Origin of the sequence: Anaeromassilibacillus sp. Marseille-P3371, from assembly GCF_900169665.1 — a bacterium.
GTDB lineage: Bacteria > Bacillota > Clostridia > Oscillospirales > Acutalibacteraceae > Anaeromassilibacillus.
In genome coordinates, this window is the sequence record NZ_LT835157.1 from 68558 (window position 1) to 93789 (window position 25232).

Below are 25232 nucleotides of genomic sequence, written 5' to 3' on the forward strand. Positions count from 1 at the left end.
TTTCCCTTTTCAGCTGAAGAAACAGCTACAAAGCCCCTCCAGGGAACGAAGAAGGGATTTCCCCACGTGGTACATGGACATTCTCTGGAAAGCGGTCTTTGGGAAGCGGACCCTTTGGCGTCCATTGAGTAGATCGCAGAGCGGAGACTGCTGCGGAATTCCCACAGCGGCAGATGCGGGCTTGCCCCGGCGGTGATAGCCGACCGTCCAGAGACAATTGTAGGCGCATTGCCGACGCCGGCCGCGGAGAGACGCTGTGCGTCGGAGGTGTGAAATCATGAATCAAAGCAACAAGCCAGCTAGTATCAACCAGGAACGCAGCCAATGGATCAATCGCGCCTTGATTTTGAACCTTCTTCGGCAAGAAGGTATTTGTTCGCGCGCAACGCTGTCGCGCCTATCGGGGCTGAAACAGGCAACCATCACCAATATCGCAGGGGAACTGATCCAATGCGGCCTTGTGGTGGAGACCGGATTGATTGCCGGGGCGAAAGGACGGCGCTCCATCGGCGTGACTTTGAACGATGCGCGATATAAAGTCGTCGGCATCCGTATGACGCGCGATCAGTTTTATGTCAGTTTGGTGGGAATTTCCGGAAAGATGTATGAGATTCGGCCCTATCGCATTGAAGCGGAGGAGACGCCGCAGTCGATCTTATCACGCATACGTGCCGCTATTGGACAGCTTGATCAGGAGTATCCGAAGTCGGAACTCCTGGCTGCTTGCTTGGCCATGCCCGGACCGTATCGAGAAGATTTGGACCGCCTGTTGTTTGTGACGGAGCGGACGGGATGGCAGAATTTCCCCATCCATGCAGTGCTATCCGAGGGGTTGGAGATGCCGCTCTATGTGCTCAACGATGCCAAGGCAAGTGCTTTTGCTCAGCTCTGGTTCCGCTGGCAGGAACCGGCGGTACAGAACATGGCGTATGTCCTTGCGGGCCAAGGCGTAGGCTGCGGTATGGTAGCCGGCGGCAAGCTTGTTTTGGGACAGCGCGGAATCGCTGGAGAATTTGGGCACAGCAGCATCAAATTTGACGGCCCGCTCTGCGAATGTGGAAATCGGGGATGCTTGGAAAAATATTGCTCCCTTTCTGCGCTTCGAGCAGAAATTTTGCGCCTGTTGCGCACACGGAGAAACTCCTGCTTGAAGGATGATGATTTGAGCAATGCATCCATTGCACACGCGGTTCAGAACGGAGATCCCGTAGCAGTCCAGGCATATGAGAAGGTTTGTGAGCTGCTGGCTGCGGGCGTTATCAGCTTGGTAAATCAGCTCAATCCAGGTTTGATCGTTCTGGGGGATGAATTGGTGGATATTTGTCCACCGCGCCTTCTGGAGGTCGTTCGCCGGTGTGTACGCAAAGGTGTGAATGATCTGATTTATCGGGAGCTGTCCATTGAGGTCAACCATCTTGAGGAAAGTCCAGCCCTATTGGGGGCGGGCGCTTATGCGGCGCAACAGGTGTTGGCAAATCCCGGCGTTTTAATTCATGCACGGGAGGAATCCCCTGTAGAAAATGAAGAAGCGGTGGGACAGAAAGGCCGTGTGCGGGTATCAATATAATGAAAAAATGAAAAGAGGTTCATACTTAAAAAAGCGGTGCAAAGGCCCCGGAATTCCACGAACTCCGGGGCCTTTGCGTTTAGCAGCCGTCTTTTTTCACCGGTTCAAATCGTCATACAGGCGGTGAATTCCTCGCCGGATGACGTCGGACCGAGTAGTATTCCATGCTTTTGCACAGGTATCGAGTTCATGGAGAACAATCTGATTCATACGCACTCGGATCATGGTATCCATTGGGAATTCGGGGTGCCGCCCTGGTTTCTTTCGGATCGTCACAGTATCACCCCCAGCGTGTAGCTACAGGAATAGTATAAAACAAGCTTCTACATTTCCACTGGATACCGGAGGAATCTTCCGGGTAACAGATAATCTTAGGAATTTTCTGCCGGATTGGAAGCGCAGGATTGAAAAAAGTTCTGGCGAAGAGGAGGGAAGCGGGATCTTCTCAAGCAGGATGCAAAACCGCCGTCTCCCAAGAAAGAGGACAGGGGTTGTAACGATTGAAAACAGCATCCCTTACCATCCCGTAGGGGGGCTACAGGTCTGATTCTATTTCCAAAATTTTTGAGTTGTGGTAAAGGAGAAGCCGGCTTCCTGAAGAGCGCTTTGTCGGGTAAAGCTTGTTTCATAGAGGGGATGGGACCGTGGCTACCAGAAAGGGGAAGAACACAACTTGGAGGCCGCCCTCCATGCAGAGAGCGTGGATTAAAATGTACATGTCGGGCATTGTACCGACCCTTTGTCCCCATCGCTCCGTATGGAGGTAGTAAATTGGAATGCAAAGCGGCCATTGAGATGGGCGGCCTGCCCTCTGTCACCCTCTATGAGGAGGGAGTAGATTGAAATATCGTTAAAGGACACGGCCACATGATGTCCGCCAAACGTCCCCCTTCATGCAGAGAGTATGGATTGAAATCTGAATGGGACCTTAAGGCACAACTATGGAAACGTGTCACCCTCCATGAGAAGGGAGTAGATTGAAATATCGTTAAAGGACACAGACACATGATGTCCGCCAAACGTCCCCCTTCATGCAGGGGGCATGGGTTAAAACCTGAATGGGACCTTAAGGCACAACATGGAAATGCGTCACCCTCCATGAGGAGGGGGTAGATTGCAATATCATTAAAGGACACGGCCGCATGATGTCCGCCGAGCGACCCCCTTCATGCAGAGGGCATGGGTTGAAACCTGAATGGGACCTTAAAGCACAACATAGAAATGCGTAACCTCCATGAGGAGGGAGTAGATTGAAATATCGTTAAAGGACACGGCTACAAGATGTCCGTCGAGCGTCCCCCTTCATGCAGGGGGCATGGGTTAAAACCTGAATGGGACCTTAAAGCACAACATAGAAATGCGTCACCCTCCATGCGGAGGGGGTAGATTGCAATATCATTAAAGGACACGGCTGCATGATGTCCGCCGAGCGACCCCCTTCATGCAGAGGGCATGGGTTGAAACCTGAATGGGACCTTAAGGCACAACATAGAAATGCGTCACCCTCCATGCGGAGGGGGTAGATTGCAATATCATTAAAGGACACGGCTGCATGATGTCCGCCGAGCGACCCCCTTCATGCAGAGGGCATGGGTTGAAACCTGAATGGGACCTTAAAGCACAACATAGAAATGCGTCACCCTCCATGCGGAGGGGGTAGATTGCAATATCATTAAAGGACACGGCTGCATGATGTCCGCCGAGCGACCCCCTTCATGCAGAGGGCATGGGTTGAAACCTGAATGGGACCTTAAAGCACAACATAGAAATGCGTCACCCTCCATGCGGAGGGGGTAGATTGCAATATCATTAAAGGACACGGCTGCATGATGTCCGCCGAGCGACCCCCTTCATGCAGAGGGCATGGGTTGAAACCTGAATGGGACCTTAAAGCACAACATAGAAATGCGTCACCCTCCATGCGGAGGGGGTAGATTGCAATATCATTAAAGGACACGGCTGCATGATGTCCGCCGAGCGACCCCCTTCATGCAGAGGGCATGGGTTGAAACCTGAATGGGACCTTAAAGCACAACATAGAAATGCGTCACCCTCCATGCGGAGGGGGTAGATTGCAATATCATTAAAGGACACGGCTGCATGATGTCCGCCGAGCGACCCCCTTCATGCAGAGGGCATGGGTTGAAACCTGAATGGGACCTTAAAGCACAACATAGAAATGCGTCACCCTCCATGCGGAGGGGGTAGATTGCAATATCATTAAAGGACACGGCTGCATGATGTCCGCCGAGCGACCCCCTTCATGCAGAGGGCATGGGTTGAAACCTGAATGGGACCTTAAAGCACAACATAGAAATGCGTCACCCTCCATGCGGAGGGGGTAGATTGCAATATCATTAAAGGACACGGCTGCATGATGTCCGCCGAGCGACCCCCTTCATGCAGAGGGCATGGGTTGAAACCTGAATGGGACCTTAAAGCACAACATAGAAATGCGTCACCCTCCATGCGGAGGGGGTAGATTGCAATATCATTAAAGGACACGGCTGCATGATGTCCGCCGAGCGACCCCCTTCATGCAGAGGGCATGGGTTGAAACCTGAATGGGACCTTAAAGCACAACATAGAAATGCGTCACCCTCCATGCGGAGGGGGTAGATTGCAATATCATTAAAGGACACGGCTGCATGATGTCCGCCGAGCGACCCCCTTCATGCAGAGGGCATGGGTTGAAACCTGAATGGGACCTTAAAGCACAACATAGAAATGCGTCACCCTCCATGCGGAGGGGGTAGATTGCAATATCATTAAAGGACACGGCTGCATGATGTCCGCCGAGCGACCCCCTTCATGCAGAGGGCATGGGTTGAAACCTGAATGGGACCTTAAGGCACAACATAGAAATGCGTAACCTCCATGAGGAGGGGGTAGATTGAAATATCGTTAAAGGACACGGCCGCATGATGTCCGTCGAGCGTCCCCCTTCATGCAGGGGGCATGGGTTAAAACCTGAATGGGACCTTAAAGCACAACATAGAAATGCGTAACCTCCATGAGGAGGGAGTAGATTGAAATATCGTTAAAGGACACGGCCACATGATGTCCGCCGAGCGTCCCCCTTTAAGCAGAGAGCATGGATTGAAATTGTCTTTCGTCCTTCGTTTCTTCCGCTAGTGCTGCGCCACCCTCCGCATGGAGGGTGTGGATTGAAATAGGTTGCCAGTGACGATGACAAATATACAAAATGCCACCCTCTATGCGGAGAGTATAAATTGAAATTTTCCACCCCAAAAGGTCAAAACTGGATTGTGGGATCATCCTTCATGCGGAGAGTGTGGACGGAAAGGAAAGTCGTGCCGGTATGTACTTACGAGGTTTACGCATTACCCACACTCTCCATGTGTAGGGGGTGGCTTGCAATGCTCTTGCTTTGTCAACCTTTATCCCTCCTGTTAATGTCACCATCCTTGTGGGGGCGTTATTTGGGAATCATTTTCGTCACCTTGTTCCCTGCGTGATCGCGGGCATAAAAGGGATAGCCTACAGACTTACGATTGAAAAATTGAGCGTTTCTTTGCGCATGGAAGGAAAATCCGCTCCCAATTGTACCTTTCGTAAACGCGCTAGCGGTGTATTCTCCGGATGTATTGGCAGCACGGACAAGAGCCTTATCGTTGCCTGTATCCTGGAAAAATAGATAGAGGTTGCCGTCTTGCACCTGCCGTTGTGCTTCGATAGTAGGGGTGGAGGGGACTTCCGTCGGATGGGTCCAATTGTCGCCGGAAAGCTTGGACGTATCATAGGCCAAGGCAGCGCCAATGTCCAACATACCGCCTGTGGAAACCAACCCTGTCAAACTGGCCAAGGGTTTGACAGAGGCGAGTAGAATTTCTTTGACATCTGCGAGGGTAATCCCATCAAACTGGGTATAGATCATGGCTGCTGCCGCGGTCACCATTGGCGCCGCCATAGAGGTGCCAGTCATGTAGCTATAGCGGTTGCCAGGCGTAGTGCTGAGGATGTGCGTACCTGGAGCCGCCAAGTCAACAGAAGATGCGCCGTAGTTGGATGTGTGGTGTAGAGCACCGTCGTAACAAAGATTGGCTACCGAAAGGATATTGTCCAGATTGTACGAGGCGGGATAGGTGGGGGATAAATCTATATTTGCCGAGTCATTGCCTGCCGCTACAATAAACAGCATGTTGGATTCGGCGATCGCTTGGTAAAGGGCGCGGTCATTTTTGGAAGAGGAAAGGCTCAGGTTACAGATGGAGGCTCCATTGGCCTCTGCATAATGGATGGCCTGAATCAGGGAAGCGGTTGTACCGCTCCCGTCCGAACCGCCCAGCGCTTTGACCGGCATGATTTTCACGCGTTCCCCAGGGATAATGCCGGAAATTCCGATCTGATTGTCCGATGAGGCGGCGATGGTTCCTGCACCGTGGGTGCCGTGGCTATCCTCATCCCCTGTGTAAACCTGGTTGGTATGATCGTAGAAGTTCCAGCCGTGTACGTCGTCGATGTAACCGTTGCCGTCGTCGTCTATCCCATTCCCAGGAATTTCGTCCTCATTGACCCAGATTGCGCCGGCCAGATCCTCATGGGTATAGTCGATGCCGGTATCGAGCATGGCGACAATGACAGAACGCTTGCCCCCGTTGTAGCGCTTCCATGCTTCCTCAACGTTGACATCGATACCTGCTACAGCGGTAGAGAGGTTGTTGGTAGACCGGAGTTGCAATGTAGCAGCGTTTCCAGAGGAATCCCACCAGCCAAAATGCTGCGTCAGAATCTCATCGAGCACCGGGAAATGGCTTTTTTGGTCCGGTGCTTGAAAGGTTCCATCGTTGGACAGCGCCCATTGTTTTCCAAACCATGCGTCGTTGACAGAAACTTCCTGTTCGCTATAGGTATAATTCGGCTGTACCAGAAGAACCTGTTGATCTTGAGAAAGCTGCTCTAGTCCCTTGGCCAGAGCTTCCTTGGTTTGGAAGGAATGGACCTGGTAACTGCCATCCTGATAGAACGCCAGAACTTCGTTATTTTCATATGTATCCAGATCCGTTTCAACAACCGCAGAAGGCTTGGCCGCGGTAAGGGAGCTGGCGGCGGCTAAGGCGGATCTGCCGAAGACTGGAACGGCCAACAAGAAGGCCAAAAAAAGGGCTATTTGCCGGGGCTTCATGGAATATCATCATCCTTTCTGTTCAATTCCTTTGTCAGGGAGGGTTTAAAATGCTGGTGGCTTTTAATCGTTGGATTGGGTGGAAGTTCCATCTAAATCGTAACGGGTTTCTTTGAAGAGAGCTTGAAGAATCCGTGGAGGTTCCGGGAATTTTATTGGATGATTGAGCGTTGTGGCCCGGTCCAACGGCGCAAAATCAAAAAGGGGATGGACTTTTACTAAAAAATGGGTATGATAAGAGTAAGGAAATACTGAGAAAAGGACGATGAAGAAATGAAACGTATTGCACCGGAGGTATGGAAAGAAGATCTGGCGGAGTTTCGCGAAAAGACGGACCAATTTTATGAGGGACAGCTGGACAAAGCAGCCTATAAGGGCTTTTCCGGCGGCTATGGAAGTTATGCCCAAAGGGGTGGAAAGGCCAGCATGCTCCGGCTGCGTTTGGCAGGCGGACGGCTGACAAAAGACAAACTGAAGTTTATTGCGGATTCGATTGCAAAGCACCACATCGACCGGGTACACTTGACTACCTGTCAGACGGTGCAGCTTCATAATCTGCATCCAGAGGCAATTTATGATATTGTGGAGTCCGCGCTCGATCACGGAATTGTGACACGCGGCGGCGGCGGCGATTTCCCGAGAAATGTGATGGTGTCCCCGCTTTCCGGCGTTGAGCAGGGGGAGTACTTTGACGTACTGCCCTATGCGGAAGCGGCGGGCGAATATTTGCTAACCTTTATTAAAGCGGAAAAGATGCCAAGGAAACTGAAGGTCGGTTTTTCCAATAGCCCGGCAAATCAGACCCATGCGACCTTCCGCGACCTGGGATTCGTAGCGCGCCCGGACGGAACCTTTGATGTGTATAGTGCAGGCGGGCTGGGAAATAACCCCCGTATGGGCTTGCAGGTTGCACAGGGCGTTTCCCCATCCAAGATTCTGTACTATATCTGTGCGATGCGTGATACCTTTATCGCCTATGGCAACTATGAAAAACGCAACAAGGCCAGAACGCGTTATATGCAGGAGACCTTGGGGGAAGAAGGGTACGTCAAAGCGTACCAGGAAAAGTTAAAGGCGGTCTTTGAACGCCACAACGACTTGGATCTCAACATCACCCCCACTTCCATCGCAAAGAAGGGCGATGGTTCGACAGCGGAAGGAAAACGGGTGATCCCGCAAAAGCAGGACGGCCTGTATGCCGTGCAGTACCATCCGCTCGGCGGATGTCCGGCCCCGTCCAAACTGGGCGAGCTGTACGATGTGATTCGAGATATGGAAGATGTAGAGCTTCGTATCGCGCCGGATGAGACCCTGTATATCATTCATTTGACAGGGGAAGAGGCAAAAAGGGTTCTCGCCGCTACAGAGGACGGCGCACAAAGTCTAGTGGAGACGTCGGTAGCCTGCATAGGGGCGTCCATTTGCCAGGTTGGCTTGCGGGACTCACAGGAACTTTTGGCGGCAATTGTACGGGAGACCCGTGCAGCCGGAATTCCCGATGGAGCTCTCCCCCAGGTGCATATTTCTGGATGTCCTTCCTCGTGTGGGACCCATCAGATCGGCGAGATCGGTTTCCATGGTGGCGTGAAAATGGTCAATAAAGTGGCAACGCCCGCCTTTACATTGCATCTGAATGGCTGTGATACCCAGGGAGTAGAACAGTTTGGCGAGCAAGTCGGTATGATTCTTCAGGAAAATATTCCAGCTTTTCTGGTTGAACTGGGGAAGACAGTGGCTGCAACAGGAGGAACCTACCAGGAATGGAAGAAGGAACATGCCGCGCAGGTACGAGCCATTGCAGAGAAATATCTGGTCAAGTAAATGCGATTTTTACTTGTATCGGTGTGGACTGAGAGTAGAGAGGCCCTCCCAAAAAGGAGGGCCTCTCTTTTTCGATGGATTCCTAAGTAAAAAGGGAACAACCGCTTTGATTTTCCAGGGGAATTGTATAAAAAGTATAGATTTTTCTGGCTAAATACAATAATATAAGAAAAATATTTGCATAATAGCGGAAAAAATTTGGATTATTATATCATTTTCGATAAAGATATTGACAAAATTCAACAGATTTGTTTTAATATTTAATGAAGTTAATCGGATAAATAAATTGATTCGAAAGGCTCATAAGTCGCCGATAGAAATATGTTCATGAATGATACATAAGACGGCGAGCAAATAAATAGCTTATAAGTTCTTTTCTTCATATTCCTTCCCAAATAGCTGAAGCCGGCTCCGTGTTTTACCTCCCGGAGCCGGATGAAAGCTTTCCCTTATTGGGAAGGGCGGATTATTCGAATTCATACATTCCTTCTTAATAAAATATTTCACAGCAACGGCAGGGGCGAATTCACCCCTGCCGTTGCTGTTTGCTGAGGCTGAAGCCCTGTGCAGAAAAGATGACAAAAAGCAGGGGAATCGCAAAAAACTGTTACCTTTTCAAATGGCTTTGTTTCCCCTTATCAAGAATATAAATTCAACCAGTTCTTTTAACTGCTGGAAATAGGAGCCAGGGTTCACGGCCCAGCCAAAGAATGAAAATATGGGGAGTCAGGTTTCAGCTCCGAGGCTGGAATGAAAAAGAGGAAGAATTGCCAGTTTGTTCAAAAAAGAAATCGAATTCAAATAGATTGTTAGGCATAGAGACATATTTTTTGATATAAAAAAATGAAATACAAAAAATATTCTTACAGAGGCAAAAAATGCAAGAGAAACGCAATATTTTCTATTGACATAAAGAAGTATTTTTGGTTCTATTGTTGTAGAGCTATTAATTTGAAGAATAAATTCATTGCAAAATGAATTGACAGAAAAGAGGGATGCCCATGCAGAAAAGGAAGCCCTAAAGGGAGCTGTAAGCAGTGTGGACTCGGAGATAAGGAGGATCAAAAGTGAAAGCAATGAAGAAGAAATGGTTGTCCATATTACTGGCGGCGTCCATGCTCTTTTCACCGTCGTACTTGTTGACGGGAAACGCGCAGGCGCTGGCAACAGAAGCGGGAACCTCCAAAACCGTCCAGGCAGCGCCGATTGACCAAGAGGTTTACGAGGCGGAAGAGGCCTCCCTTATCAACGCGGTTACGGCCAAAAATCTGGACGACTTCTCAGGCGACGGCTTTGTCGATGGCTTGGGGACTGGCTCCAAAGTGACGTTTACCGTGGATGTTCCAGATGCAGGAGACTACGCGGTTCGTCTGCGCTATTCCAATGGCTCTGGAGAAAATAAGACTATAAGCCTGTATGTGAACGGTGAAAAGGTTCGAACAACTACGTTGTCAAAGATGATCAATTGGGACACCTGGGGGGCGCAGACAGAAAATGTGCCGCTACAGGCAGGTGAGAATACCATTGCTTTTTCGCTCGACAGCGGGGATACGGGTTCGGGTGTAAAGCTGGATTGTATTAGTCTAGCGTATATGTACGAGGCGGAAGAAGCGGAAGCCCTCAACGGGAATAAGGTGATGGCGGATCATCAAGGATATTCCGGCACGGGCTTTGCGGCTGGTTTTGAACAAAACGGCGCGGGTATCCGCTTCCATGTGGAAACCCCGGAGGCAGGCACCTACACCATGGTGGTGCGGTATGCGAACGGAAAGAACGATGCCTATGCGCAGAAACTGACCTGCTCCGTCAACGGCAACGCACAGAAGGTTCGCTTTAGCGACCTCGGCAGTTGGGAAGAGTGGGAAGACCGTACGGTCACCGTGGAGCTGAAGGAGGGAATAAACACCATTGACTTGGTCAAAAACAGCGATGATAGCGGTGGGATGAATGTCGACTACATCACGCTGAAAAAGGCCCAATGGACGTATATTGGCGACGTTGTCTCGGTGAAAAACGCCAGCGACAGCGAGCTGATCTTCGAATGCGACAACGCGGCGGTCAGCATCAAGTCCGTTTCCCCCAGCGCGCTAAAGATTTGGTGCGAACCCAGCAAGCGTTTTGACCGCAAATATGATTCCTTTGCCGTCCAGAACGAGGCGGTGGCTCCGGAAACCCTAACAGCGGAAGACCGGGGCGACCATTATATGGTTTCCACCGGCACGGTGGACGTGCAGATCGATAAGAGCCCGTTCCGCCTCACATATTGGGATAAGAACGGCCAGCTGCTCTGCGAGGGCGGCGAACAGAGCATGGGCTGGAGCACGGACGGAGAGATTTTGGTACAGAATAAAAAGCAGGCCGACGAGCGGTTCTGGGGATTGGGCGAAAAAACCGAGGCCTTTGAAAAGACCGGCCAGCGCCTGATTATGTGGAGCAATGACGGCCCCGGCCACGAGGGCGATTCCTATGTCCAGGAGACGGGGGAAGGCCGTTGGTATATGTCCGATCCCCACTTCATCAGCTCCAAGGGCTATTCGGTCTATTTTGACAACACGAGCCGCACCGTGTTCGATTTCGGCAAGACCGACCCGGACGCCTATTCCTTCGGTGCGCTGAATCCGGCCCCCGGCGGGGAGCTGTTGTACTATTTCATGTACGGTCCGTCCATGAAGCAGATTGCAAAGACCTTCACGGACATCATCGGGAAATCATACTTCGCGCCCGAATGGGGTTATGGAAACATCCAGTGCCATTACGGGTATACGCAGGCGGACATCGAGCGCGTGGCGCAGGCCTATCGCGATAAAGAAATCCCGTTGGATATGATGATGGCGGATATTGATTGGTATCAATACAAGTGTAGCCCGACGCAATGGAATACCACCAATTTCCCCGATCCCGAGGGGATGATTGGAAAACTCCATGATCTCAATGTACGTATGGGTGTGATAGACGACCCGAACGTTACGGATGCCCAGCCGGAGGATTACCCATACGGTGTGGAAAATGGCTACTTTATGCATAGCCGCACAGGCGACCAGAAGAATGTCATTTGGCCTTGGGGCGCTTCCTCCGGCTTGACGGACTTCTTTAACCCGGCAGCTCAGGAATGGTGGGGCGAACAGCACAACATGATCTTGGGGCAGGGTGTGGAAGGTTTCTGGCTCGACATGAATGAACCGGCGCGTATGCGCCCGGATTGGGTGGGCTGGAACGAGGAAGGCAAAGCGTGGGGCGATATTGAAGAACTTCACAATGTCTATGCCATCCAGCACAACGAAGCCATGTACAATAAGGTGACCGAAGACGGGAAGCGCCCGTTCCTGTTAACCCGCTCCGGTTTCACTGGGAGCCACCGCTATGTTTCTCCATGGACCGGAGACATCGGCTGCGGTTGGGAGGATATGTACCAGCAGATCCGCCTGGGCACCAGCTTGTCCTTGTCCGGTTTCAATTATTGGGGTTTCGACATCGGCGGATTCAACGGCACGCCTTCCAGCGACCAGTTCAAGCGCTGGATTCAGCTGGCCACATTTACCCCCATCCACCGCTTCCATTATTCTGTGGGGCTTCCCGCAAAAGAGCCCTGGGAGAACGGCGGCGAGGATGTAGCGCGCGAGTACATCAACCTGCGTTACCGCTTAATCCCCTATATGTATTCGCTTACAGCGGACAATATCATTGGAATCGGGATTGAAAAGGGCCTTGGAGAAGGCGGAACGGGCGTGCCGCTCGTGCGTCCTATGGCTATGGAATTCCAGGATGACCCGAATACTTACAGCATAGATACCCAGTTTATGAATGGCCCCAGTTTCCTGGTGGCCCCGGTGGTGGAAGATTCCACCGTCAAGGAGGTCTACCTGCCGGAAGGCGATTGGTACGATTACAGCAATGGCAAGACCGTTTATGGCGGTGGGGGGACGTTGCGCTATTCTGCGCCGGTTACGCTGCTCCCGGTCTTTGTCAAGGCGGGCTCGATTATCCCGATGCAGCCGGAGATGGAATATGTCGACGAAAAGCCGGTGGACGTCCTGACGCTGGACGTGTTCCCCACGTTGGAGGACGGCAGTTTTGACTTTGTCCTCTATGAGGATGACGGCGAAACAGACGCCTATAAGAATGGGGTATACACGACGACTCCGTATACCTGCAACGTCAAGGTGGACGGAGACGGCACGTCGATTTTCTTCCAAATCGGCGAACGCACCGGGAGCTACACAGATATTGCGCCGCGCAGCTACCTGATGCAGTTCCACAAGGCGGCGTATGAAGACGTCTCCGTCCAGCAGGACGGTCAGCCGCTTGTCGCCTATGACTCCCTGGAAGCGCTCCAGGCGGCGGAGTCCGGCTATTATGCTGATGCTTCCAGCGAGATCTGTTATGTGAAGGTGCCCGATACAGCCAAGGCATCCGCCATAACGCTGCACGGCACGTCGATCCCCACGTATGAATTCGAAGCGGAAGACGCGGAGATCCTGGGGAACGCGCAGAGCGAAACCGTATTCGGCGGCTACACAGGTTCTGGTTATGTGGCATGGCTGCACGATGCAGGAGACGGTGTGCGCTTTTCCAACATCAAAGTACCGGAGGAGGGCGACTATACGGTATTCCTGCGGTATGCCAACGGTTCCGGCGCGACACAGACGATGAGCGTCTATGCAAACGGAAACGAAGAGGACGCGCAGCAGGTGTTTTTCGCAAGTATGAAGGATTTCACCCTCTGGGATGAGGTTCCGGTGACCGTTCACCTCAACGCAGGGGAAAATACCCTTACCGTCCTTGTGCAGGAAGGCGATACGGCGAACATCAATCTCGACCGCGCGACGGTGAGCCGCGAGCCCATGGTTATGACTCAGATGCCTGTCCCGAACGGCGGCTTTGAAAACGGAAGCCTGGACAGCTGGACGGTGGAGAATATCTCTGGGACAGCGGGCCATGGCGTGGATAACAACGACGCGTTCGGCGGCAACTACAAGTTCTATTTCTACAACTCGGGCGCCTATGAGGGCCGGCTCAGCCAGACGGTTACAGGATTGCCGGATGGGGTCTACCGTGTGAATGCGACGGTCAAGATGTCCAATGCAGCGGCTGACATCAGCCGAATGGAGTTGACAGGCTATAACGGCGAGCAGGAGACTCTGGTCAATATCCCATTCAACAGCATTTATCAGAAATTCTCCACGGAGGTTGAAGTAACAGACGGCCAAGTTAATATCGCGTTTTATTGTAAGGCTCCTGGGAACACTTCCATGCAGATCGACAACGTGGAGCTGTGGAAGATCGACAGTGAGCGGCCGAGCGAAACCTATGCGATCCAGGTGGCGGACGGCCAGGAAGCTACTTTGACCGCGCCGGCGCAGGCCGTGTTGGGCGAAACAGTGACCGTTTCCGTCTCCAACATTCCGGAGGGCAAGACGGTGAAAGAAGTCAAGGCTGTTAGTGCAGATGGAATGGAGTTGGATGTCAGAAAAATTATTCCAGACAAGTCCTACAGCTTCGTGATGCCAGCTAAGGCGGTGACACTCTCCGTAGAGCTGATCGACATTGAAACCGTGGCCAAGGCAGTGGTCAGCCGCGATACAGTCACCCGCATTGAAGCGGAGGATTTCGACGAGCAGGGCGGCGACCCGGCCATGGGCGACAAGGCGGGCGTCAAGGTCGAAAGTTGCGGCGAAGGCGGCCAGAATGTCGGCAGTACGGACGCGGGCGACTACATGCTCTACCACAATATCTATGTTAAGGAAGCAGGCACCTATCAGTTCCGCCTTCGGGTTGCAAGCAACAATACCGACGGCGGCGTAGAGGGTTCTCCGGACGGAGTAACCATCGTCACAACTGCGGCGCCCGAGGGCGTAGTCGGCACAATCCCGTTTACGGGCGCATGGCAGACCTATACCGATATTTATCTGGATGTTCCTCTGGAAGCTGGCCTACAGACGATCCGATTTAATGTGACGCATGAGGGCTGGAATTTCAACTACTTTGATATTCAGGCCGAAGCAAAGGCAGTCGTCACACCGGACGGCGTGACAAAGATCGAAGCAGAGGACTTTGACGGCCAAGGCGGCGACCCGGCCATGGGCGACAAGGCGGGCGTCAAGGTAGAGAGCTGCGGCGAGGGCGGCCAGAATGTCGGAAGTACGGACGCAGGCGACTACTTCTATTATGACGACATCCTCGTCATGGAAAAAGGCACCTATCAGTTTACACTGCGCGTAGCAAGCCAAAATACCGAGGGCGGTGTACAGGGTTCTCCGAACGGCGTGTCCATCGTGACCACTGCAGCGCCGGATGGCGTGTCGGCCACCATTCCGTTTACAGGCGGCTGGCAGACGTATACTGACGTAAAAGTTATGGTTCCGTTGGAGGCAGGGCGTCAAACCATCCGCTTCAACGTGACACACGAGGGTTGGAACATCAATTATTTCACCATCTCCGTTCCGGTGGAAATACCGTCCTATGAAGAGGTCTCCATGGTCAACCGTTGGAAGAACCAGTATCTGACAGACGATGGAAGTGGCGTACTCAAGTACGCTGGAAATATCGACAGCGACAACATCGATGCATATAGCTGGGACTTTATTCCGGATGAAGATGGCTATTATACCATCCAGAACCAGGCGACTGGCAACTATATTGTCAATGATGGTTCCGGCTTTGCAGCTTGTATGGCTGAGAGCGGAGAGGGCGACTCCGGCAAGTGGATTCTTCGCAATGTGAGTGGATATACCAAGGTTACCAGTCTATTGGACGATACGCTCTCTTTGGCGCTCGAAAATCAAGACTCCCAAAACCGGGTGGAGCTGGCCGAAGCGCCGGACAGCTGGTACAGTGCGCACTTCACGCTAAACAGCACACGCTTTGACTACGATATTTACCCCGACAAGATTGTCGATGGTCCATATACCATGACCGCCGACAACGGGAAAGAACTGCATTCCACCTATGAAAACAATACCTGGAAACTGACCAAGGACATCTCCGAATTGCCGCAGTTTACAGCAGAGAATATGCCGATTTCTGAGGCGCTGTACAATATGGCGTTGCAGGAGTCCCTGGAAGACATCTTTACAGAGACCAGCATTCACACAGGGGAAAAGGTCGAAGTATTTAATACCGGCGCGAACTGGAACAAGGTTTGGACGCGCGATACGGCGATGTCTGTTCAGTATTCTTTGGCATGGGCGTTCCCAGAGCAGTCCGGCAACAGCCTGCTGCAAAAGATTCAAGGCGACCCGCAGGAGTGGGTGGAGGATACCGGCACCGGCGGTTCGTATCCAGCTTCTACGGATCGTATTATCCTAGCTATGGCTGCATGGGAGACCTATCTTGCCACAGGGGATACGGAATTCCTGGAAAAAGTCTATGATGTGACCAAATATACATTGGAAAAGGACTTCCATGTAAACTATGACCCGAATACCGGCCTCTTTAAGGGGGAGACTTCCGGCCTTGACCATCGTTCTAAGACGTATCCCGACTGGATGGACGAGGGCTATTTCTCCGACATCATGGAATCCAAGTCCTGCAATACCAATATTGAGTATGCAGTGGCGTTTAAGGTAATGGAGCAGGCCTCGGAAATCCTTGGAAAGGACCCGGCAGAGACAGAAAAATGGGCCAAGCATTTTGAAGCACTCAAGCAGGCGATCAACGACACCTTCTGGATGGAGGAGCACGGATATTATTCCTCCTGGCAATATCCGGAATATATGGGCAATGTCCTCGCAGAAAAGACGGATGTCATTGCAGCCGGTTATGCGGTCTATTTTGACATTGCAACCCCAGAAATGGCCGAAAAACTGATGGAAAACTATCCGCTTGTCAAATATGGCGCAGATACCGTTTATCCACAGAAGACCGGTAAAAACTTCAGTGCGATTTACCACAATCGCGGCGTGTGGCCCGGCTGGGAAGCGGCCCTGATGGAAGCGGCAATGGTCGGCGGGAATCATGAGCTTGCGGGCGAGATTATGAAATCCATCATGTACGGTGCGGCGAGAAACCTTTCCAACGAAGAAGTTATTAACTACGAAACGGGCGCAGGCAATGATGCGCATCGCCAGCTGTGGTCGGTAGCAGGTCAGTTGGCCGGTTACTACCGAGTGTTGTTTGGTATGACGTATGATCTGGACGGCATCCATTTTGCACCGTATGTTCCGGATTGGATGGTCGGCCCGTTTGAACTGAGCAATTATTCTTACCGTGATGCGACCTTGAACCTCAAGGTTTCCGGACAAGGCGACCAGGTGGCATCCTTGAAGGTAAACGGCGAAGAAAAGGGCGCGAATTACGTGCTCCCCGCAGATGCCTCCGGCAATTATACGGTCGAAATTGCGATGGAGGACAGCGGCGAACACAGCGCAGTCAACCTCAAGCCGGAAAATTTGGTCATCTGCCCGGAACTGCCGGAAATGCAGCTCGAAGATGGCGTGCTGTCTTGGACGCCGGATACACGCTACACCTACAAGCTTTGGACCGGTACGGAATATATTGATGTAACGGGGCAGGATAGCTATACCATCCCACAGAATGTCTATGGCAGCTATTCCCTGGTGGCAGTGGACGAAGACGGGATTGCGTCCGAGCTCTCCGAACCCATCGTTTGGAATCCGGATGGGACGGTCCTCAAGTATGAGGCAGAGGATGCAAGTTACAACAGCGACTGCTTTGCCAACTCCATCCAGGGATATTCCGGGACCGGTTATGTGCAGGATAACCGTCCCAACGGTGGTACGGACATCACCTTCAAGGTCAATGTTCCAGTTGAAGGCGATTATCTGGTGAGCGCCCTGTACAACAATGGCGGCGATACCACCAGCGGAAACTATGCGGCAATCCGTTCGGTCCTGTTGGACGGTGAGGATTATGGCACCATGTCGTTCTCTATTACATTTGACAATGCATTCTATCGTTCACCCCGCATGAGGATGCACTTGACAGAAGGGGAGCATACCATTACCTTTACCTACAATTATAATGGCAATATTTACGACCAGAACATGAACATCAGCCGCAACAATCTTGCGATGGACCAACTGATTCTGGAGGACATCAGCACCATGTCAGTTGTAGAATCCCCCGTGCAGCTGGGACTGGATGGACCAGAGACGGTGGAGACAAACAGCTGCTTTATGGTGAAGAATACCATAAGCGGACTGGAGGAACTGAAGGAGCCCATAGGTTCGTTCCAGATGAGCCTGATCTATCCGGAAGGGATGAACTGTGAGAGGGTCACGTTAAATGAAAACGTATCGGGATACTTTGCGTACAACATCAAGAACGATGAACATATGGTAAAGTTCTTGTATTTGGGAGAGACCGGCGAAGGATTGCCGCCCGATTTGGACAGCCTGTTCACAGCGAAGTTCACGACGGACAGCGACTTGGCAGAGGGAGATTATACCTTGTCAATCCAAGATGTGACGATGGGATGCTGGAATGGAGAAGAGATTTCGTGCGACCTCCAGGATATGACTGTACATGTAGAGAAGGGTGAACCGAAGGAGCCGCAGTTGTTGACCGTACAGTGGAGCAGCAATGCAGCGGTGGAAGTGGAAGGAAATGCAGATGTGGTGATCTCCACGGATGCAATCTACGGCGCGAAAGTGATGCCGTGTGAAGATCTGACCTTTACCTTCACCCCGACCGACGGAGCATTTGCCAGTGCACAGCTCAACGGAGAGGACATCCCGTTTGAACCAAACGGCTTTACGTACACCTACACGATGCCGAATGAGAGTGCAAGCCTGCGCTTTACCTTTACGAAGGTGGACAAGGACATCTTGAAGATTGTCCTAGATGAGGCGAACAACGTAACGCAGGAGGACATCGACCGCCTGGTACCGGAAGTGCGGGAACTCTTTGTGAATGCCCGGACCAACGCACAGGAGGTCTACGACGATCCAGCCGCAACCCAGGAGGAGGTCAACCAGGCCTGGGACGAGCTGCTGGAAGCGATGCACCTATTGGAATTCGAGGAAGGCGACAAGGAAGTGCTGCTGCCGCTGATCGAAATCGCAGAGCAGTTGGCGGAGAAACTGGATGCATTCAAGCCGAGCAGCACGGAGGGCTTTGAGGAAGCGCTGAATGAGGCAAAGGACGTCTATGCCGAGGAGAACCCGCTGAAGGCGGAAGTGGACAAGGCATATGAGAACTTGCAGAAGGCGATTGAAAATCTGAAATACCGTGCAGACCTGTCGGTGCTCCAGACCGTGGTCGATGAAGCAAGGAGTCTGGATATGGACAGCTATATCCAGGACGGGGCATTCCAGACCTTTAATGGAGTGCTGGAAGATGCAGAGACGATGCTTGGGAATCCGGAAGCTGGACAGGAAGAAGTGGATGCAATGGCGCAGAAGCTTGCGGAAGCAATGGCATCCCTGCGGAAGATCCCAAGCAGAGAAGAATTGCAGAAGCTCATCGAAGAGACAGAAGCGATCGACTTGAATGGCTATACGGACCGCAGTGTGGCAAACCTGGAGGCGGCGCTACAGGTAGCAAAGGCAGTCGCCGGGGATGAAACCGCAGACAACCAGACAATCGCAAAGGTATATGTGAACCTGGAAGCAGCTGTAGCAAGTTTGGAGAAGGCGGAGACGCCGAAGCCCAACCCGAAGCCGGACAACAAGGGAGGAAAGGGAAGCAGTTCTGTGAATGCCTCCAACTCCTATGGAGCGGCAGGCGTCGTTTCTGCGGCACAGAACGTCTCGACCCAGAAGGCGCATGTGATGAGTGACACGACAGTGAACTTCACGCTCAAGAGAGGCAGCGCATACTGTTTCAAGATGACGGTGGTAAATGGAAACAACCAGACGCCGGGCTTTACGGTAGGCAACGGCAGCGTTCTCAAGACGCAGTTTGTGGCAAAGGTTGGAAACGATTACTACTACAGAGTCTATGCAACCGGCACACCGGGNCAGTACGGACGCGGGCGACTACATGCTCTACCACAATATCTATGTTAAGGAAGCAGGCACCTATCAGTTCCGCCTTCGGGTTGCAAGCAACAATACCGACGGCGGCGTAGAGGGTTCTCCGGACGGAGTAACCATCGTCACAACTGCGGCGCCCGAGGGCGTAGTCGGCACAATCCCGTTTACGGGCGCATGGCAGACCTATACCGATATTTATCTGGATGTTCCTCTGGAAGCTGGCCTACAGACGATCCGATTTAATGTGACGCATGAGGGCTGGAATTTCAACTACTTTGATATTCAGGCCGAAGCAAAGGCAGTCGTCACACCGGACGGCGTGACAAAGATCGAAGCAGAGGACTTTGACGGCCAAGGCGGCGACCCGGCCATGGGCGACAAGGCGGGCGTCAAGGTAGAGAGCTGCGGCGAGGGCGGCCAGAATGTCGGAAGTACGGACGCAGGCGACTACTTCTATTATGACGACATCCTCGTCATGGAAAAAGGCACCTATCAGTTTACACTGCGCGTAGCAAGCCAAAATACCGAGGGCGGTGTACAGGGTTCTCCGAACGGCGTGTCCATCGTGACCACTGCAGCGCCGGATGGCGTGTCGGCCACCATTCCGTTTACAGGCGGCTGGCAGACGTATACTGACGTAAAAGTTATGGTTCCGTTGGAGGCAGGGCGTCAAACCATCCGCTTCAACGTGACACACGAGGGTTGGAACATCAATTATTTCACCATCTCCGTTCCGGTGGAAATACCGTCCTATGAAGAGGTCTCCATGGTCAACCGTTGGAAGAACCAGTATCTGACAGACGATGGAAGTGGCGTACTCAAGTACGCTGGAAATATCGACAGCGACAACATCGATGCATATAGCTGGGACTTTATTCCGGATGAAGATGGCTATTATACCATCCAGAACCAGGCGACTGGCAACTATATTGTCAATGATGGTTCCGGCTTTGCAGCTTGTATGGCTGAGAGCGGAGAGGGCGACTCCGGCAAGTGGATTCTTCGCAATGTGAGTGGATATACCAAGGTTACCAGTCTATTGGACGATACGCTCTCTTTGGCGCTCGAAAATCAAGACTCCCAAAACCGGGTGGAGCTGGCCGAAGCGCCGGACAGCTGGTACAGTGCGCACTTCACGCTAAACAGCACACGCTTTGACTACGATATTTACCCCGACAAGATTGTCGATGGTCCATATACCATGACCGCCGACAACGGGAAAGAACTGCATTCCACCTATGAAAACAATACCTGGAAACTGACCAAGGACATCTCCGAATTGCCGCAGTTTACAGCAGAGAATATGCCGATTTCTGAGGCGCTGTACAATATGGCGTTGCAGGAGTCCCTGGAAGACATCTTTACAGAGACCAGCATTCACACAGGGGAAAAGGTCGAAGTATTTAATACCGGCGCGAACTGGAACAAGGTTTGGACGCGCGATACGGCGATGTCTGTTCAGTATTCTTTGGCATGGGCGTTCCCAGAGCAGTCCGGCAACAGCCTGCTGCAAAAGATTCAAGGCGACCCGCAGGAGTGGGTGGAGGATACCGGCACCGGCGGTTCGTATCCAGCTTCTACGGATCGTATTATCCTAGCTATGGCTGCATGGGAGACCTATCTTGCCACAGGGGATACGGAATTCCTGGAAAAAGTCTATGATGTGACCAAATATACATTGGAAAAGGACTTCCATGTAAACTATGACCCGAATACCGGCCTCTTTAAGGGGGAGACTTCCGGCCTTGACCATCGTTCTAAGACGTATCCCGACTGGATGGACGAGGGCTATTTCTCCGACATCATGGAATCCAAGTCCTGCAATACCAATATTGAGTATGCAGTGGCGTTTAAGGTAATGGAGCAGGCCTCGGAAATCCTTGGAAAGGACCCGGCAGAGACAGAAAAATGGGCCAAGCATTTTGAAGCACTCAAGCAGGCGATCAACGACACCTTCTGGATGGAGGAGCACGGATATTATTCCTCCTGGCAATATCCGGAATATATGGGCAATGTCCTCGCAGAAAAGACGGATGTCATTGCAGCCGGTTATGCGGTCTATTTTGACATTGCAACCCCAGAAATGGCCGAAAAACTGATGGAAAACTATCCGCTTGTCAAATATGGCGCAGATACCGTTTATCCACAGAAGACCGGTAAAAACTTCAGTGCGATTTACCACAATCGCGGCGTGTGGCCCGGCTGGGAAGCGGCCCTGATGGAAGCGGCAATGGTCGGCGGGAATCATGAGCTTGCGGGCGAGATTATGAAATCCATCATGTACGGTGCGGCGAGAAACCTTTCCAACGAAGAAGTTATTAACTACGAAACGGGCGCAGGCAATGATGCGCATCGCCAGCTGTGGTCGGTAGCAGGTCAGTTGGCCGGTTACTACCGAGTGTTGTTTGGTATGACGTATGATCTGGACGGCATCCATTTTGCACCGTATGTTCCGGATTGGATGGTCGGCCCGTTTGAACTGAGCAATTATTCTTACCGTGATGCGACCTTGAACCTCAAGGTTTCCGGACAAGGCGACCAGGTGGCATCCTTGAAGGTAAACGGCGAAGAAAAGGGCGCGAATTACGTGCTCCCCGCAGATGCCTCCGGCAATTATACGGTCGAAATTGCGATGGAGGACAGCGGCGAACACAGCGCAGTCAACCTCAAGCCGGAAAATTTGGTCATCTGCCCGGAACTGCCGGAAATGCAGCTCGAAGATGGCGTGCTGTCTTGGACGCCGGATACACGCTACACCTACAAGCTTTGGACCGGTACGGAATATATTGATGTAACGGGGCAGGATAGCTATACCATCCCACAGAATGTCTATGGCAGCTATTCCCTGGTGGCAGTGGACGAAGACGGGATTGCGTCCGAGCTCTCCGAACCCATCGTTTGGAATCCGGATGGGACGGTCCTCAAGTATGAGGCAGAGGATGCAAGTTACAACAGCGACTGCTTTGCCAACTCCATCCAGGGATATTCCGGGACCGGTTATGTGCAGGATAACCGTCCCAACGGTGGTACGGACATCACCTTCAAGGTCAATGTTCCAGTTGAAGGCGATTATCTGGTGAGCGCCCTGTACAACAATGGCGGCGATACCACCAGCGGAAACTATGCGGCAATCCGTTCGGTCCTGTTGGACGGTGAGGATTATGGCACCATGTCGTTCTCTATTACATTTGACAATGCATTCTATCGTTCACCCCGCATGAGGATGCACTTGACAGAAGGGGAGCATACCATTACCTTTACCTACAATTATAATGGCAATATTTACGACCAGAACATGAACATCAGCCGCAACAATCTTGCGATGGACCAACTGATTCTGGAGGACATCAGCACCATGTCAGTTGTAGAATCCCCCGTGCAGCTGGGACTGGATGGACCAGAGACGGTGGAGACAAACAGCTGCTTTATGGTGAAGAATACCATAAGCGGACTGGAGGAACTGAAGGAGCCCATAGGTTCGTTCCAGATGAGCCTGATCTATCCGGAAGGGATGAACTGTGAGAGGGTCACGTTAAATGAAAACGTATCGGGATACTTTGCGTACAACATCAAGAACGATGAACATATGGTAAAGTTCTTGTATTTGGGAGAGACCGGCGAAGGATTGCCGCCCGATTTGGACAGCCTGTTCACAGCGAAGTTCACGACGGACAGCGACTTGGCAGAGGGAGATTATACCTTGTCAATCCAAGATGTGACGATGGGATGCTGGAATGGAGAAGAGATTTCGTGCGACCTCCAGGATATGACTGTACATGTAGAGAAGGGTGAACCGAAGGAGCCGCAGTTGTTGACCGTACAGTGGAGCAGCAATGCAGCGGTGGAAGTGGAAGGGAATGCAGATGTGGTGATCTCCACGGATGCAATCTACGGCGCGAAAGTGATGCCGTGTGAAGATCTGACCTTTACCTTCACCCCGACCGACGGCGCATTTGCCAGTGCACAGCTCAACGGGGAGGACATCCCGTTTGAACCAAACGGCTTTACGTACACCTACACGATGCCGAATGAGAGTGCAAGCCTGCGCTTTACCTTTACGAAGGTGGACAAGGACATCTTGAAGATTGTCCTGGATGAGGCGAACAAGGTTACGCAGGAGGACATCGACCGGCTGGTACCGGAAGTACGGGAACTCTTTGTGAATGCCCGGACCAACGCGCAGGAGGTCTACGACGATCCAGCCGCAACCCAGGAAGAGGTCAACAAGGCCTGGGACGAGCTGCTAAAAGCGATGCACCTGTTGGAATTCGAGGAAGGCGACAAGGAAGTGCTGCTGCCGTTGATTGAAATCGCAGAGCAGTTGGCGGAGAAGTTGGATGCATTCAAGCCGAGCAGCACGGAGGGCTTCGAGGAAGCGCTGAATGAGGCAAAGGACGTCTATGCGGAAGAGAACCCGCTGAAGGCGGAAGTGGACAAGGCATATGAGAACTTGCAGAAGGCGATTGAAAATCTGAAATACCGTGCAGACCTGTCGGCGCTCCAGACCGTGGTCAATGAAGCAAGGAGTCTGGATATNACAGGAGGACATTGACCGGCTGGTACCGGAAGTACGGGAAATCTTTGTGAATGCCCGGACCAACGCGCAGGAGGTCTACGACGATCCGACTGCAACCCAGGAAGAGGTCAACAAGGCCTGGGACGAGCTGCTAAAAGCGATGCACCTGTTGGAATTCGAGGAAGGCGACAAGGAAGTGCTGCTGCCGCTGATTGAAATCGCAGAGCAGTTGGCGGAGNCACGACGGACAGCGACTTGGCAGAGGGAGATTATACCTTGTCAATCCAAGATGTGACGATGGGATGCTGGAATGGAGAAGAGATTTCGTGCGACCTCCAGGATATGACTGTACATGTAGAGAAGGGTGAACCGAAGGAGCCGCAGTTGTTGACCGTACAGTGGAGCAGCAATGCAGCGGTGGAAGTGGAAGGGAATGCAGATGTGGTGATCTCCACGGATGCAATCTACGGCGCGAAAGTGATGCCGTGTGAAGATCTGACCTTTACCTTCACCCCGACCGACGGAGCATTTGCCAGTGCACAGCTCAACGGGGAGGACATCCCGTTTGAACCAAACGGCTTTACGTACACCTACACGATGCCGAATGAGAGTGCAAGCCTGCGCTTTACCTTTACGAAGGTGGACAAGGACATCTTGAAGATTGTCCTGGATGAGGCGAACAAGGTTACACAGGAGGACATTGACCGGCTGGTACCGGAAGTACGGGAACTCTTTGTGAATGCCCGGACCAACGCGCAGGAGGTCTACGACGATCCAGCCGCAACCCAGGAGGAGGTCAACAAGGCCTGGGACGAGCTGCTAAAAGCGATGCACCTGTTGGAATTCGAGGAAGGCGACAAGGAAGTGCTGCTGCCGTTGATTGAAATCGCAGAGCAGTTGGCGGAGAAGTTGGATGCATTCAAGCCGAGCAGCACGGAGGGCTTCGAGGAAGCGCTGAATGAGGCAAAGGACGTCTATGCCGAGGAGAACCCGCTGAAGGCGGAAGTGGACAAGGCATATGAGAACTTGCAGAAGGCGATTGAAAATCTGAAATACCGTGCAGACCTGTCGGCGCTCCAGACCGTGGTCGATGAAGCAAGGAGTCTGGATATGGACAGCTATATCCAGGACGAGGCATTCCAGACCTTTAATGGAGTGCTGGAAGATGCAGAGACGATGCTTGGGAATCCGGAAGCTGGACAGGAAGAAGTGGATGCAATGGCGCAGAAGCTTGCGGAAGCAATGGCA

The 25232-nt window shown here is 52.2% G+C and carries 6 protein-coding genes and 1 pseudogene; 5 read left to right on the top strand and 2 right to left on the bottom strand.

Going from position 1 to position 25232, the window contains the following annotated elements:
* Nucleotides 1–277 precede the first annotated feature (277 nt).
* Nucleotides 278–1567, top strand: a complete 1290-nt coding sequence (locus B9Y59_RS00345) for an ROK family protein (RefSeq protein ID WP_085531052.1) — start codon at nucleotides 278–280, stop codon at nucleotides 1565–1567.
* A 96-nt stretch (nucleotides 1568–1663) separates the two neighbouring features.
* Here B9Y59_RS00345 and B9Y59_RS00350 read toward each other — a convergent pair whose 3' ends face one another.
* Nucleotides 1664–1843, bottom strand: coding sequence for a hypothetical protein (locus B9Y59_RS00350; protein ID WP_054324890.1), 180 nt, complete (start codon nucleotides 1841–1843; stop codon nucleotides 1664–1666).
* Between the two features lie 3163 nt (nucleotides 1844–5006).
* On the bottom strand, nucleotides 5007–6713 hold the full coding sequence (locus B9Y59_RS00355; protein ID WP_085531055.1) for a S8 family peptidase: 1707 nt from the start codon (nucleotides 6711–6713) through the stop codon (nucleotides 5007–5009).
* Between the two features lie 273 nt (nucleotides 6714–6986).
* On the opposite strand from B9Y59_RS00355, the gene B9Y59_RS00360 reads away from it, so the two are divergent.
* From B9Y59_RS00360 to B9Y59_RS00380, 4 genes and pseudogenes are all read left to right on the top strand, one after another.
* On the top strand, nucleotides 6987–8534 hold the full coding sequence (locus tag B9Y59_RS00360) for a nitrite/sulfite reductase (protein ID WP_085531057.1): 1548 nt from the start codon (nucleotides 6987–6989) through the stop codon (nucleotides 8532–8534).
* A gap of 1115 nt (nucleotides 8535–9649) precedes the next feature.
* The gene (locus B9Y59_RS00365) at nucleotides 9650–19501 is read left to right on the top strand and encodes a TIM-barrel domain-containing protein (RefSeq protein WP_442856165.1); all 9852 of its coding nucleotides are present in this window, start codon (nucleotides 9650–9652) and stop codon (nucleotides 19499–19501) included.
* The gene (locus B9Y59_RS00370; RefSeq protein ID WP_158088888.1) at nucleotides 19476–24020 is read left to right on the top strand and encodes a carbohydrate-binding protein; all 4545 of its coding nucleotides are present in this window, start codon (nucleotides 19476–19478) and stop codon (nucleotides 24018–24020) included. The genes B9Y59_RS00365 and B9Y59_RS00370 overlap by 26 nt, the downstream gene beginning before the upstream one ends.
* Before the next feature lie 240 nt (nucleotides 24021–24260).
* Nucleotides 24261–25232 (top strand): annotated as a pseudogene (locus B9Y59_RS00380) (FIVAR domain-containing protein); the annotation flags it as partial.

Bases quoted from the DNA above. Each gene is read 5' to 3' on its own strand.
- B9Y59_RS00360 (WP_085531057.1), top strand. From the start codon at position 6,987: ATGAAACGTATTGCACCGGAGGTATGGAAAGAAGATCTGGCGGAGTTT.
- B9Y59_RS00345 (WP_085531052.1), top strand. From the start codon at position 278: ATGAATCAAAGCAACAAGCCAGCTAGTATCAACCAGGAACGCAGCCAA.
- B9Y59_RS00355 (WP_085531055.1), bottom strand. From the start codon at position 6,713: ATGAAGCCCCGGCAAATAGCCCTTTTTTTGGCCTTCTTGTTGGCCGTT.